The sequence below is a fragment of the Cetobacterium sp. NK01 genome, from assembly GCF_024506395.1.
GTDB lineage: Bacteria > Fusobacteriota > Fusobacteriia > Fusobacteriales > Fusobacteriaceae > Cetobacterium_A > Cetobacterium_A somerae_A.
This window is the reverse complement of sequence record NZ_JANIBO010000002.1, coordinates 68,117-83,544: the sequence shown is the minus strand read 5'-3', so window position 1 is coordinate 83,544 and position 15,428 is coordinate 68,117. Positions and strand designations below refer to the sequence as shown.

Here is a 15,428-nt window from a genome sequence, read left to right as displayed (position 1 = left end):
CCCTTACCCCTTAATTTTTCCATAGATAGGTCCAAAATTTTTACAAGCTCTATAATCTGCTCCCTCTTTGTCCATTGTACCAAATGATGACCAAACTTTTGGTCTAAATATTTTTTCATCAGACACATTGTGCATAGCAACAGGTATTCTTAACATAGATGCCAATGTTATAAATTTATCTCCAACATGTCCATAAGAAATTGCTCCATGATTTGCTCCCCATGTATCCATAACAGTGTGAACATCTGTAAATGCTCCCTTACCTGTTAAATTTGGAGCAAACCAAGTTGTTGGCCATGTAAAATTTGTTCTTCTATCTAAAACATCATGAATATCTTTTTGTATGTCAACAGCATATCCTTCTGCTATTTGTAAAACAGGACCCAATCCTTTTATTAAATTTATTCTTGTCATTGTTATTGGCATTTCACCTTTAGTTAAAAATTGTGATGAGTATCCTCCACCTCTAAAATATCCTAAATCTGCTTCACACCATTTTGTAGAATCTAAACATCTATTTACCTCTTCTTCTGTTACTTCCCAAAATGGTTTCATCGCTCTGTTTCCATCTTTATCTATTTGTTCTCCTGTTCCATCTAAAGATGAAGAACCTGAGTTTATTAGATGTATTAATCCATTTTTAGCTTTTCCATCTAACTCTTTTCCTGTAACTCTTTTTACAGCTTCTGGAGACCAAAATGTTCTAACATCAGAGAATATTTGAGCTCTTCCTGTTAATAAATGACCAAATAACATTGCCACACCATTTAAAGAGTCATTTTCTGTTGCTACAATAAAAGCCTCTCTAATTCCATTCCAATCAAAAGATGAGTTTAATATTGCTTCTGAAAAATCTCCATTTGGCATATAATCAGTCCATTGTCTTTGACCTTGGAATCCTGCGGCTATAGCATTATGACCTTCAGCTTCCTCTACATATCCTTTTTCTTTTAACTTTTTGTTTCCAATCATAAGATCTCTCATTATAATTGTCATTTTTACAACAATTTCCCAATCTTTCTCTTTTTCATCTCTAGTTTTTTGAACATATGAATTGTTACAATCCTCTCCCTCTTTACAGTGAAGTTTTGTCCACTCCATAGCTTTTTTAAACTCTTGAGCATCGTATATCTCTTCGTCTAATCTTCTTTTTAATTCTATCATATCAACATATTCATTTCTCATTCCTAAATAATCAGAGAAAAAATCTGGGTTTACTATAGAACCTGCTATTCCCATAGAAACACTACCAATAGATAGATATGATTTACCTTTCATTAAAGCAACTGCTAAACCAGATTCAACAAATTTTAATATTTTTTCCTTTACATCTTCAGGAATCTCTTTATCAGTTCCATCTTGTACATGTTTTCCATATATAGAAAATACTGGATCTCCAATTTGAGCGTGCCCTGCTGCTGCTGCTGCTAAGTATACAGCTCCCGGTCTTTCAGTTCCATTAAATCCCCATATAGCTTTTGGTATATTTGGAGTACAATCTATTGTTTCTGTTCCATAGCACCAACAAGGAGTTACAGTTAGTGAAACACCAACGTTATTGTCTTTAAATTTTTGCTCACATCTTGCAGCTTCAGGAACTCTTCCAATAGTCTCTTCAAAAACATAGCATTCCACTGGTTCCCCACTAGGATATTTCAAATTTTCTTCAATAAATTTAGCAACCATTTTAGCCATATCCATAGCTTGTCCTTCTAAGGATTCTCTTACTCCTCTTCGTCTTCCATCTATTGTTGCCCTTATTCCAACTTTCGGTAATTTTCCATTTAATCTATACACGCGCATCCTCCTTAGTTTGTGCTTTATAACTGAAGTCTCTATCTAACGGAAAAATAGGTCTTTTAACTTTTTCATATTTTATATTTAAAATATCTTCATTTGTACTTCCTGTTGTTAAAGCCATAATATTTCTTTTAGAAAGAAGTTTATGATGTTCAGTTAAATATCCTAATTTACAAACAATAATATTACGATTTTTAGGATCTAATCCTAAATCCTCATACATTTCAGGAGTCACATATCCTACATGTTTCTCTGCTAAAATTATATCTACATTATTTACTCTTAAAACTGCTAAATCACTTTCATATGTTCCCCATTTTTCTAAATAATTAATTACCTCTCCCTTTAAAGTTAAAGGTTTTGTAGTTTTGGTATCAAACTTTGCTCCTGCAACAACCTCTATAATTTGTCCAACTTTTCCTTTACAAAACAGTGTTGCTTCAGGATCATAAATCCCTCCATAAATAACTGGACTTATTATATCCTTTGTTTTGGGATTTTCTAAAATTATTTTTAAAAATCCTGTACAATCTGATGATGATCCAGCAGTGGGATTGTCTCCAGAATCTGATAAATATATTGGAAATTTATTTTCCTCTAAAGCTTTTAAAGCAACCTCATAAGCTTTTTCAGGCTGATAAGTTTCTGTGTGAAAAGAAAACTCTTCTCTTCTATCAAAAAACTCTTGACCTAGCTCTTTTGAAATTGTATTTGCTAAATTTTCATCTTCTGCTATAACATAGATTCCCACAGAAGCATCTTCGCTATCTGCCCAAGGATATCCCATAAGAATGGAAACAGCTAAAACTCCCTGTTTCTTTTCATACTCTCTACATCTATTTATAAAATAAACCATTGGCTCAGTTGAAGTTTCTGATTGTTCTCCTGCTATTAACATAGGAACTCTTACCCAAGATTTTTTAGGTATTTTATTTTCTTTAAAAATATGTATTAACATCTTTGCAGCATGCTCTCCAGTTTCAAAACAATCAGTATGCGGAGCACATTTATATCCAACATATGCATCAGCATATTTATGCATTTTATCAGTCATAGTTGTATGCATATCAAGGGCAACTACAATAGGAATATCTTTAAAATGTTTTCTAAGCTCCTCTAAAAGATCGCCTTCTGCTTCTCCTAACCCAACTACTCTCATAGAACCGTGAAGAGCTAAGTTAATCCCATCTAATTTTTTAATTTTATCTGCTTCTAAAGCTCTCTCTATAAATTCTTTTTTTAATCTACTATAAAGTTCGTAGCTTACCTCGCCATTTGGAACTGCTCTTGCACTAAGTGTTGGAACAACATCATATCCATTTTCTTTTAAAGTATCAACTATTCCTCTTAAAGAATTATTTTTTGTTTCAAAATTTAATGAATCCTCTCCATATTTTATAGAAAAATCCTTTTCATCTGTGATAATTGGATTAAAAGAATTTGATTCATGATGCATAGATCCTACTAAAACTCTTTTCATTTTCATTTTGTATGATAAATATAAGTCTATTTATCACTACATCCTCCTTCTTTGATATTTTAAGCTAATTCTCATAATTAAATATAGTCATATGATGACCATTCATAGAGTTAATTTTAAATTTTATTGTTTGTCCATTCTGTTCAAATGGAATCTCATCTCTTGTTTCCTCTTCAAAAATAGATACAATCTTTTTATTAGGAATATTAACTTTAACTTCTAAATCATATAATTTTAATTTATTTTGGATCGTATAAATATCTTGAGAAGGTTTTTCTATAAGATAGTTTAAAAGATGAAGAACAATTCGATTCTCATTTTTCTGTTCATTTAAACTAGTTATTAGAGTTGTAGGACCATTGTGATCAACTAATTTTTTATCTAATAGCATATCCAAACTATCTTTAAGTATCTCCTTACACCATTTAGCACCATTTTTTCTATATATTCTAAAAATTGGATGCGAAAAATAGATGTAATTATCACCCTTTAAAGCTCCTGGAAACCCTTTTTTCCCAGATGATGGAGCATGTTGATGAGAACAGAAAAATATCCCCTCTCTATTAAAGTACGGTTCTATTGTTTCTAAAATAACTTCACTATTTATTTCTTCTATTTTAATTCCTTTTAAATACATTACGTGCTCTTCTTTAGGAAGAGATCTTCCTATCCTTTCATTAGGAAGAATAAAATCTCTGTCAAACTCTGATTCTCCAAGATACTTTAATGAAAAAAGATTATTTTCATTACTAGTATCTATTAAAGACATGTAAGAACTAATTATTTTTCCACCATTTTTCATATAATTTTCTAATTTATTTTTTAATGTTATATTAAATTTTATTTTATCTGGCAAAATAAGAACTTTGTATTTAGAAAAATCCATAGAAGAATCTATAATTTCAAATTGATAAGACATTTCTTGAAGCATTCTCATAGCACCTATAAGCCCAGGATCTATTCCACTTTCATTAGGAGAGTAGAACTCTTCTGGTGTTAAAAGGGCTATTTCTGACATCGGTGTAATTTCTGTACAAAACTCTTCTTTTCTTTCTATTTGTTCATAAACTTTTCCAATTAAATCATAAGAACTTAGAGATAATTGCCCTTTGTTATGAAGCTGGTCTCCTATAGAACATCCAGCTCCTAATGTCAGCATATTAAAGCATTCAAATTCTAAAGCTTCTAAATTTTTATATGAATGAAAATCTCCCCAATAAGTATGGAATTTACCAGTCATTCCAAAAATATCTTTTCCTAAATTTCTGGCATACCTTACCGTAGCAGGAAAGTGATCGTATCCCCATCCACCACTTGGTAAAGATTCTAGTTCTAAATGAGAATATACATCTAAAGCTTTTTTGAAATTTGGCCCCACATGAGAGCTATTAAAAAATAAACTTTTTCCTGGTACAAGATTTTCAATATAAGCTGCAATTTCTCTTCTAAACTCATCTAACATAATAGAGGAATAAATTAGTCTTTCCTCTTTATCATATATATCCATATTTAGAGCTTTCATTTTCTCTTGACACTGTTTACAATTACAATCAACTTTAAATAAAATATCTAGAAAAAACCCATCGATTCTATCTTTTCCAACAGAATCTACAATATCTTCCAAATGCTCTTTAAAAAATTGACGATACTCAGTATTTAAGCAAATTGTATTATAAAAATGAGGTTTTGGAATATTTTGTGTATCAATAAACTCGCCATTCTCATCTAAAGATAACCATTCTGGATTTTCTCTCATCACTCTTCCGTCCCATTGGACTGTTGTATATATTGGAGCTTTTATACCTTGCTTATGACAAGCCTCTATTTGTTCTATTAACAGATTTTTATTTTTTAAATTAGGATGAATTAAATGTGGGTGTTTTTTAGATGGATAGTAAAGCCATCCATGATGACATCGGGCAAACAACGTCACTGAATTAACATGGGCATTTTTTAAAGTTTCTCCAAACTCTGTTGGATTAAAATCTATTCCAATATCTTCTATAAATTCACTAGTATGGAAATCTAAATGTATTTGTCTTTGTATTTCTTTTTTCATAATTACTCCTTTATGGCTCCAGCGGTTAATCCACCTTCTATTTTTTCTTGAAATAACATATAGATAATCAGAGGTATCAAAACTGTAATTGTGATAGCAGCCATTAATAATCCATATTCTGAACCACGCTCACCATTAAAGTTAAGAAGCCCAAGAGTTATAGGCTTTAATTTATTATCATTTATAAAAAGGAGAGGAAAAACCACATTGTTCCATGCTCCTAAAAAATTAAAAATAGATACAGTAGCAATAGCTGGCATACTTAAAGGAAGCACTAATTTTAAGTAAACTTGCCAAAAGCTAGCACCATCAATAATAGCAGCTTCTATCAAAGAGTTATTTATCCCTTTCATAAATCCTGTCAAAACTAAAATACTAAATGGTAAAGAAAATGCAACATAAACTAAAACTAAAGCTACTAAATTGTTTTTTAGATTAAGAACTCCCACAAAATATGAGATAGGAACCAATACACTTTGCATAGGTATCATCATTCCAAGGAGAAAAAATACTGACAGATACTTATTAAATTTAAAGTTAAATCTCGATAAAATAAATGAAACCATTGATGCAGTAAAAATTAAAATAATAACAGTTGATACTGAAATCACTATACTATTGAAAAAATAAGTTCCCATATTAGCAGCATTCCAAGCTTCAATGAAATTTTCTACCCTAAAAATTTTAGGAATTGAAAAGGGAGTAGAAAATATCTCATTATTATTTTTAAAAGAAGAAAAAACTGTAAAAATCATAGGACCTATGAAAGATAAGCTTACAAAAATTAAAAATGAATAAGTTATAACTACGTGGTGAGTTTGCTTTTGTTTCATTTATTCCTCCTTTTTTCTCCAGTTAAAAAATTACTTAAAAATACTAAAGATAATGCTAAAAGTAAAAGTAAAACTCCAATTGCACTTCCCTTTCCAAAATTATCATATCTAAAAGATTCGTAATAAAGTAAAGTTGTTGGTAGATTAGTCAAACCATTAGGTCCACCCTCAGTCATAGCAAATATTAGATCAAAAACTTTAATAGAACCTATAATATCCATAACAATACATATTCCTATGATTGGCTTTAACATTGGAATAGTTATTAAGAAAAATTGTTTAATTGAATTAGCTCCATCAATTTGTGCAGCTTCGTAAAGTTCATCTGGAATTGTTGCTAATCCTGCCAATAAAATAACCATATAAAACCCAACACCAACCCAAATATTAACTGATATTATAGCATTCATAGCTGTACTTTCATTTATTAGCCAAGGTACAACATGCTGATGTAAATTTACAGATTTTAAAAATAAATTTAGAGCACCATTGGGCATAAATATAAAATACCACATAAGTCCTACTGCAGTTAAAGGAAAAATAGTAGGAACAAAGAATATAGCTTTAAAAAGTTTATGACCTCTACACTTTGAGTTTATAGCTACAGCTAACAAAAGAGCTATCGGAGTATGAAAGGCAACACTAAATACCACCATTTTTATCATATTTTTTAAAGATATTAAGAAATTCTTATCATTCATAAGAATTTTAAAATTATCTAATCCAACGAATTTAACAGGAGAGACAGCTAATCCATTCCATTTAGAAACAGAAAATACCAATGCCCCCATTAGTGGGATAATTTGAAAAGCAACATATATAAGTAATGCCGGTAAAACAAATCCTAGGATTAACATTTTATCTGATTTTTTATGAATTTTTATCATTAACTACTCCTTTCTTGAAATCTCTTCTTGAATTTCTTCTCCAGCTTCCATTGGCGAAGCTCCCATTAAAACACTAACAATAGAGTTTCTAGTTCTATCTTGCATAGATGGTATTTTATCAAAATCAAAGACATCAACACCTATTCCATCAGAAGTTTGAGCTAATGTATTATTAGCTAAGAATAACTCTCCTACTTTATTTCTATCCGCTTCAAAATCAGTACGAGGAAGTAAAAATTCTGCTTCATTTACATATCTAATTCCAGCGTCTTTAGAAGTTAACATTTTTAAAAGTTCAATTGTATAATCTTTTTCTTTTCCTTTTAAATTTCCAGAAATCATATATGGACTAATAACTTGCATGTCTTGATTTTTAAATTCTGCTTTTTCTTTAAAATAAGGAAATTTAGCAAAATCTATATTTGCATAAACTGGTGTTTTTTCAGGATCTACAAATGTAGATATATTCCACGGACCAGTAAATATCATAGCTGCTTCGCCATTTTTAAACTGAGTTGTAGCAATATCATTACTTATTCCAGGAGCTGAAGGAGAAAAAGCATCTTTATCATTTAAAACTTTTATAAACTCTAAAGTTTGAACAACTTCAGGGTCAGTCCACTTAATTTCTCTTGAACCTAGTTTTTTAGCTGCATCAACACCTAACCAACGATAAAAAATCTGATTATGTAAATGTCCTACTGAGTAAGTAGATTTTGCACCTAAAGCAATTGGAATAACATTAATATCTTTTAATTTATCAATAGCAACTAAGAATTCATCCCAAGTTTCAGGAAACTTTTCAATACCTGCTTTATTAAACAAATCTTTGTTATAATAAAATCCCATTAATCCTTGTTCCATAGGAATTGCATATATTCCATCTTTCCCAGGAATTGTGTAATAATTTAAAGCCCCTTTATTAAATCCTTCACCCCACTCTTTATCTTCATCTAAAATTGGTTTCATATCAGCTAATAAGTTTGTATCAACATATTCCCCTAAATTAGCGACTCCTTGTATTCTAAAAATATTAGGTAAAGTCCCAGAGGCTAAATCTGTTTTTAATTTATTATTAAAAGAAGATTCATCTCCTTGAGATTCATCTACAACAATAACATCTGGATGTTTTTGTTCAAACTGAGAAATAATATCTTTATAAACTTTGACTGAATTTGATGTTCCAGCCATTCTAGTTAATAATCTAATTTTAACCTTATCGTTATCTTTAGATTCATCTCCACAAGCAAGAAAAGCTAAACATATGCTACAAAGAGTAAGTGATTTAATTATTTTTTTTATCATAAATTCCTCCTATTAATTATAAACTTTTAAATTGTGCTAAAGCATTTCCTGTAACTGAAGCTTCAATTGGACCTATTGTAATGGAACAATCAAAAGATTTTTTAATAATTTCTATTAAAAAACTATCTTGATTACCTCCTCCTAAAAGCACAACATTATTGATCTCTTTATTAGATAACGTTTTTATTAATTCTAAAGATTCTCTATAGTTATTTCCTAAACTGTTATAGATTATTCTTAAAATATCTTCTTTAGAATTTATTACAGAATGATACTTTTTAAAATATTTATCTTTTATTAGATTTTCAATATCAGTGGTGTTTAAAAACTCTTCAGTTATTTCAATATGATTATCCAAAATAGAATTTTTAGCTAGATTTGAAAAATCTTTGAAATCTATATCTTCATTTTCTTTTTTCCATTGATTTCTTAAAGACTGTAATGGTAACGTTCCTATTGTCATAGACATAAATCTTATTTTTTTTTCTAAAGATCCTTCATTTACCAATCCCTTTTTTAACCCTACTAAATCAGTTATAGTTTTAGAAAGCTCAACTCCTAAAAGAGACCAAGTTCCATTTATCAAATATGCACTATTGTTATCTAAATTAGCTCCAATAACTGCACAAGCTGAATCATGACCTGGAACACAAACTATTGGTATATTTTGAGATATATCTAACTCTTTTAAAATTTCATCTTTTAAAAAATAAGATGTAGTCCCTGGATGAGTCAGCTCACCTTTAATAGTTGAAGGAAGTTCTAACTTTTGGAAAATAGTTTTAGACCAATCTCGATTTTCAGCATTTAATAATCCAGAGGTAGAAGCTATAGTATATTCCCATACTTTTTCTCCTGTTAAATAATATAAAATTAAGTTTGGCATAAATAAAAATTCTTTAGCACCATTCTCTAATATATTTTCATACTTTATATCATGATATAATTGATATATTGAATTAAATGCAAAATGACCATTTCCACAAATATTATAGTGTTCTTCCAATGATATTTTATTATGAACCTCATCAATTACTTTTTGTGGTATAGAAGTTCTATATGATCTTGGATTTCTAAAAAATTGACCATTTTCATCCAACCATCCATAATCACATCCCCAAGTATCTATCCCTAAAGATCGAATGTTTGCATTTTCTTTAAGTGCTTTTTTTATTCCTATTTTAATTTCATTTAAAATATAGGGCAAATCCCAATAAATTTTTCCATTTTTATTTAAAGTTTTTGTTGGAAATCTATGAACTTCATTTAATTCTAAGCAATTATTATTATTTGTAACAATAATTGCTCTTCCACTAGAAGCACCTAAATCTAAACATAAAACGGATTTCATAAAACCTCCCTATTTTATTTTTTTACCATAATCTTTGAATCTTTCTATCATATTATATATTTCTTCATCTTCTATAATTACTGGCTCTCCAACAGATGAAGATAATAGATACAAACTTGAAATATATTCTACTTGAGTTAAAACATTATAAGCTATTTCAATATCCTCTCCTGCTGTTGTTATTCCATGGTTAGCTAATAGACACGCTCTTGAATTTCTCATAGTATTAAAACAATTTTCAGCTAGTTCTTTTGTTCCATAACTTGCATAATTAGCACATCTAACTTCTTTGTCACCAGTAACTGCTATCATATAATCTATTGCAGGTAAGTTTTTTCTTAAACATGCTATGGCTGTTGAATATTTAGTGTGACCATGTATCACTGCATTTATATTATTTCGATTTCTATAGAGCATTAAATGCATCTCTAACTCACTACTTGGTGTTTTTCCTTCTATTAAATTTCCATCTAAATCAACAACTGATACATCTTCAGGTTTTAAAAGTGAATATGGAATTCCTGAAGGAGTTATTGCGATTAAATTTTCACTTCTATCGTAGATACTAATATTTCCTGCTGTTCCATTTGTAAGTTGATCACTCAACATTTTCAGCGATGTTGCAATAATTTTTTCTCTAATATGCTCAATTTTCAATTAAAATTACCTCCCTATTTTCAGTAAAACACTGTGTATATTTTTTATTCTATTAGATATATACTTTATATTTTTCTTGAAATCAATAACAAAACAAGGAATTTTATAATTTATTTACGCAAAAATTTGCGTAAATTTCAGAAAAAATTATATTAAATATATACATTTTTTTCTATTTCTGGTATATACTTAAAAATATATCAGCTTAATTTTAGGGAGGAACCTTATGAAATTAAAAGAAATTGCTAAAAGTGCAAACACCTCTGTTTCAACAGTATCTAGAGTTTTAAATAATAAAACAGGTGTAGGAAAAGAAAAACGAGATTTAATTGAAAAACTTTTAATAGAGTCTGGATTTTATAATAACTCTTATAAAATAGCTAATGATATAAAAAGAATTGCTGTTATTGTCTCAGATTTGAAAAATCCTTTTTTTTCTGAAATTGTAAAAAAGATAACTGAAGAGTCAAGAAAAGAGTCCTATCAAGTATTAATTTTTGATACAGATGAAAACTTTCAAAATGAAATAGAATCAATTGATTCTATAATTAAATCAAATATTCTAGGTGTTATAATGTGTCCTTCTGGTGGTAGTAACTCTGAAAAAAATTTAAAAAAACTAGAAGACTATTCTATCCCCTTTGTTTTATTTGATCGAGAGCTCGATTTTTATCATGATGGAGTTTTTTTAGATGATTTTAAAGCAGGTTTTCTCGCAACAGAAGCTTTAATAAAAGAGAATCATAGTAATATCGGAATTTTAGTTGGAAAATTGAAACATAAAAATATGTATAATAGATTTCTTGGTTATTGTCACGCTCTAAAAGTTTATAATATTGAATTTAATAATAATTTTATTTATGAAATCGACTTAGAAGTTCAAGATGGTTACAATGTTGCAAAGGATATTTGTTCAAAAAACTCCAATCTATCAGCTATTTTTTCCTGTAGCAATCTTATTACACTTGGTTTTATAAAATACCAAAATGAAGTTAATAAAAAAAATAAAATTTCTATCATCGGATTTGATAATCCAGATTATTTTGATATATTAAATTTAAATATAAGCTCTATTACTAGATCTATTTCTGAAATAGGATTGATTTCTGCAAAAATGTTATTTAAAAAATTAAAAAATAATACAGAGCATACTCAAAAAATTATTATAAATCCTATTTTAAAATTAAAAGGCTCTGAAAAAATAAAAAATTAAGCTGTAGACAACTAATCATCTACAGCTTTTAAATTAAATCTTTTATCTCATATTTATCTCTTTTAAGGTATCTGAAAGATAACCAATCTCCTCTAAAGACATCTTTTTTATTTCATTTTTTAATTTTATACGCTTTTTTATAAAACTATCTCTTTTTAGAGAATAAAAAAGAGAAAAAATCATTATTGGAAATAAAATTAAAAGTGGAAATGCTATTATTATAGACGCTGTCTTCAACATATCTAATCCTCCAGCAGATATAAGAGCTATTGCCAAAAGAGATTGAAAAACTCCCCATATTAATTTTTTATATTTTGGAGGATTTAAATCTCCATCTGAGCTCATCATTCCTAAAACATATGTAGCTGAGTCTGCTGAAGTTATAAAAAATGAAGCTAATAAAACAATTGCTACCCCGCTCATTAAATTTCCAAAAGGATATTCTCCAAAAACTAAGAATAAGGCTGTTTCAGTATGTTCTATAGCTATTTTTGCAAACTCTTTTCCCAAAGATATTCCTAATGTTCCAAAAGCTGAAAACCAGATAAAAGAAACTAGAGATGGTATAACTACAACTCCTATAATAAACTCTCTTATAGTACGACCTTTAGATATTCTAGCTATAAATGTTCCCACAAATGGTGTCCAAGCAACCCAGTTAGACCAATAAAAAATTGTCCACGAAGATAACCATGTTTTATCTCCAAAACTATTTGTTCTTAAACTTATCTTTAAAAAATTATTTAAATAGTTTCCTAAACTTTCTGAAAAAACATTAAAAATACCTATTGTTGGACCTAAAATAATTACAATTAATAGTAACAGAAATGATATAAAAACATTTAAATTTGACAAGGTTTTTATTCCTTTATCTAGTGATCCCAATGCAGAGTATACAAAAATAACTGTTACAACTCCTATTATTATAATTTGACTAGCTATATTATTTGGAATATTAAATAAATAATTAAGACCACTATTTATTTGCAGTGCCCCAAATCCAAGTGTTGTAGCTACTCCTGTTATAGTTGCTAAAATCGCAATTACATCTATTATCATTTTACATTGTTTTTCATATTTCTTTCCTTTTAAAATAGGAGAAAACAAAGAGCTAATTAGTCCTTTCTCATCTTTTCTAAATTGAAAATATGCCATTCCTAAAGCTAAAAAACTATATATTGCCCACGGATGTATTCCCCAATGAAAAAACGAAGTATTAAAGGCGAAATCTATTGCTGATTTCGAACCACTTTCTATTCCACCTATTGGATTTACAAAATGAGTCATAGGTTCTGCTACTCCAAAGAATACTAGCCCTACTCCCATTCCAGCTGAAAAAAGCATTGAAAACCAAGACATATTTGAATATTCTGGTTTTGAATCATCCTTTCCTAATCGAATATCTCCATAACTACTACAACAAAGATATAAACAAACTAAAGCTATTAACAATACTATTATTAAATATAAAAATCCAAAATTTGTTATTATGGAATTTAATAATACTTTTGTTATCTTTTCAAACTGAGATTTATTTAACCCAATAATTGATAGAATTGTAAAAATGATAAAAAATGAAATGTAGAAAATTAGATTTTCTTTCAATAAAAATTTACTAAAAAAATTTGCTCTGTTGTTATTTGATAAAATATCTCCTCTTTTGTTCACACTCATGTAAAACCTCCCTTTTTGTAAATAATAAGTATATTGTAACATGATTTAAAGCTCTGGTCAAATTGAGCATAAAAAAAGTTGCAGTTTAACATGCAACTTTTTAACAATTATTATGAAAAACGAGCATCACACAGTCCACATCCTGAGCAAACATGTCCATTGTAAGAGAATGCAATTTTTTGTGCTCTCTGCTTCTTTCTTAACTCTGCAACGTGTCCATCTCCCTCTCCATTAACATGATACTTTAACATTTCAGCTAAGTTGTCCATGCATGAAGATAACCCTTTTATTGGAGCTCCAGAGCATTCGTTGTCATCTAAAAGCGCAATAACTTTTTCTACCTCCATTCCAGGAAGTAATTTAGAAATTGCATTTAAATTTCCTGGACATCCCCTTACTGCTGAAAATGATACTATTTTTCCATCTTTAACCTCTACACTCATCTCTTTAGAGCAAGCTCCATAAGGTACCTCTGTAAACTTAACATCTTTTTTTACTTCTGCATTAGCAAAAGTACTTGCCATTAAAACTCCAGCTAATAAAAATAGATCTCTTCTCATAACTTTTCCCCCTTGTATTTTTATATTATTAATATAGCTATATAGCTCATTATTTTCAATATGTCAAGTAAAATAAAAAATTGCAGATTTCACTCTGCAATTTCCTTATTTTACAACTATTCTTCCCTCTAATTTAGGATTTAATACCTTTATTTTTTTCACATAATCAATAAAAATATCTGAATCAATATTTTTTTCTGAATCTATTTCTACTACTCCTACAGTATTTTTTAACATTTGGAATCCATCTCCACCATTTTTGATGTATAAAGGAAGAGCCACTGTATAGATAGTTTCTAATTGAATAGGTTTACCATTTATAGTAACACTACTTACTCTTGATCCCACTTCATTTTTTGGATTATAACTATACTCCATTCCTGAAACCTGTAAAAATCTTCCAGCTTTCTTATCCACACTACTAACTCCATGCTCCAATGCTTCTACTATAGTTTTTCCACTATATTTAAAAGCACCAACTTTATTTGAAAATGGAAGAATTGATATTGCATCTCTTAATCTAAAATCTCCAGATTCTATATTTGCTCTAATTCCTCCACCATTCATAAATGCAATCTCTGTATCAAAGTGATTTTTATAAGCATCTGCTATTAGATTTCCTACATTGCTTTCCTCATATCTAGCGTGATGATTCTCTCCAAACCCTGAATCTAGTTTTACATTGTTTTTTGCAATAACAGTTCCTAGGTCTCTATCTAATTTCTCTTTATAAAACTCTTCTAATTTTAACATCTCCTTATCTGAAGGAACAGAGCTATCCACTGGTAAAAATTCTAAACTTTGTTTTATTTTTCCATCTTTATTTTTAAATATATCAATTTTTACAATAGATCCCATATTTCCTTGTGGAGAAACAATTGGCTTTTCTCCTACATATGTCACAAAATTATATTTTTCAGATTTTTCTTCTGCTAATACTGCATTTATTTCTGGATATTTTTCTAAAATCTCTATATTAAGCTCTGGTTCTGATTGAGTTAAAAGAACTATGAAATCAACTTTTTCTTTTTTTAGTTTTTCTAAATTTTCTCCAATACTTTTGATTATATCCTCTTGATAAATTTCAGTTGTTTGAATTGTTGTCTCCATTCCATCAGTAGTTCCTAAAAAACCAACTTTAAAGTCTCCTATCTTTTTTACAATATACTCTTTAGAATTATTAAAAGGCTTTCCTGAACTCTCCTTTAAGTTACTGCTTATCCATTGAAACTTAGATTTATTAACTAAGTTTCTAGCTTCAGTTACTCCAAAATCAAACTCATGTTGGCCGAAATTTGAAATATCTATTGGCATTTTATTAAAAGCTTCGATCATTGGAAATCCATGATAAACAGCTCCAAACAAAACTCCCCCTCCTAAATCTCCACCTTGAAGAACTACAGTGTTTTTATTTTCTTTTTTTACAGAGTCAACTAAAGTTTTAGTTCTAGCAACTCCTCCTCTCTCACCATGTTTATCTACAACTGGATAAATCACATGAGAGTCATTAAAATATAGTAGCGTCGCCTTTTCTTGAGCAGCAACCAATGACGAAATAAGTAAAAAACTAAGTAATAATTTTTTCAAAATACACCCTCCAATAAAATAA

The 15,428-nt window shown here is 29.0% G+C and carries 12 protein-coding genes; 1 reads left to right on the top strand and 11 read right to left on the bottom strand.

Translation table 11 applies throughout. The features are described 5' to 3' along the window. Window positions 1-3: 3 nt before the first annotated feature. From NON08_RS09580 to NON08_RS09545, 8 genes are read right to left on the bottom strand one after another with little or no spacing between them, the layout of a single operon-like run. Window positions 4-1,797 (bottom strand): L-fucose isomerase, encoded by a 1,794-nt coding sequence (locus NON08_RS09580; protein ID WP_413774049.1) that lies wholly within the window; start codon window positions 1,795-1,797, stop codon window positions 4-6. Continuing rightward, the gene (locus NON08_RS09575; RefSeq protein WP_256691321.1) at window positions 1,790-3,286 is read right to left on the bottom strand and encodes a M81 family metallopeptidase; all 1,497 of its coding nucleotides are present in this window, start codon (window positions 3,284-3,286) and stop codon (window positions 1,790-1,792) included. The genes NON08_RS09580 and NON08_RS09575 overlap by 8 nt, the downstream gene beginning before the upstream one ends. Before the next feature lie 58 nt (window positions 3,287-3,344). Next, window positions 3,345-5,339, bottom strand: a complete 1,995-nt coding sequence (locus tag NON08_RS09570; protein ID WP_256691320.1) for a beta-galactosidase trimerization domain-containing protein — start codon at window positions 5,337-5,339, stop codon at window positions 3,345-3,347. Between the two features lie 2 nt (window positions 5,340-5,341). Next, complete coding sequence (locus NON08_RS09565) at window positions 5,342-6,172, bottom strand: carbohydrate ABC transporter permease (protein WP_256691319.1); 831 nt, start codon at window positions 6,170-6,172, stop codon at window positions 5,342-5,344. Continuing rightward, window positions 6,169-7,059, bottom strand: coding sequence for a carbohydrate ABC transporter permease (locus NON08_RS09560; RefSeq protein ID WP_256691318.1), 891 nt, complete (start codon window positions 7,057-7,059; stop codon window positions 6,169-6,171). The genes NON08_RS09565 and NON08_RS09560 overlap by 4 nt, the downstream gene beginning before the upstream one ends. Window positions 7,060-7,062: 3 nt before the next feature. Beyond that, window positions 7,063-8,364, bottom strand: coding sequence for an ABC transporter substrate-binding protein (locus NON08_RS09555; RefSeq protein WP_256691317.1), 1,302 nt, complete (start codon window positions 8,362-8,364; stop codon window positions 7,063-7,065). Window positions 8,365-8,380: 16 nt separating this feature from the next. Next, complete coding sequence (locus NON08_RS09550; protein ID WP_256691316.1) at window positions 8,381-9,715, bottom strand: rhamnulokinase; 1,335 nt, start codon at window positions 9,713-9,715, stop codon at window positions 8,381-8,383. A 9-nt stretch (window positions 9,716-9,724) separates the two neighbouring features. Further along, window positions 9,725-10,372: an L-fuculose-phosphate aldolase gene (locus tag NON08_RS09545; protein ID WP_256691315.1), complete on the bottom strand. Its 648-nt coding sequence runs from the start codon at window positions 10,370-10,372 to the stop codon at window positions 9,725-9,727. Window positions 10,373-10,598: 226 nt separating this feature from the next. Here NON08_RS09545 and NON08_RS09540 point away from each other — a divergent pair, with 226 nt between their 5' ends. Continuing rightward, complete coding sequence (locus NON08_RS09540; protein ID WP_256691313.1) at window positions 10,599-11,585, top strand: LacI family DNA-binding transcriptional regulator; 987 nt, start codon at window positions 10,599-10,601, stop codon at window positions 11,583-11,585. 42 nt (window positions 11,586-11,627) lie between these two features. On the opposite strand, the gene NON08_RS09535 is transcribed toward NON08_RS09540, so the two are convergent. The 3 genes from NON08_RS09535 to NON08_RS09525 all read right to left on the bottom strand — a co-directional run bounded on the left by NON08_RS09535 (window position 11,628) and on the right by NON08_RS09525 (window position 15,406). Next, window positions 11,628-13,259 (bottom strand): BCCT family transporter, encoded by a 1,632-nt coding sequence (locus tag NON08_RS09535; RefSeq protein ID WP_256691312.1) that lies wholly within the window; start codon window positions 13,257-13,259, stop codon window positions 11,628-11,630. A 110-nt stretch (window positions 13,260-13,369) separates the two neighbouring features. Continuing rightward, on the bottom strand, window positions 13,370-13,819 hold the full coding sequence (locus tag NON08_RS09530) for a TSCPD domain-containing protein (RefSeq protein WP_256691311.1): 450 nt from the start codon (window positions 13,817-13,819) through the stop codon (window positions 13,370-13,372). A gap of 105 nt (window positions 13,820-13,924) precedes the next feature. Then, window positions 13,925-15,406 carry a bifunctional metallophosphatase/5'-nucleotidase gene (locus NON08_RS09525; RefSeq protein ID WP_256691310.1) on the bottom strand — a complete coding sequence of 494 codons (1,482 nt, stop codon included), beginning with the start codon at window positions 15,404-15,406 and terminating at the stop codon, window positions 13,925-13,927. Window positions 15,407-15,428: the final 22 nt, after the last annotated feature.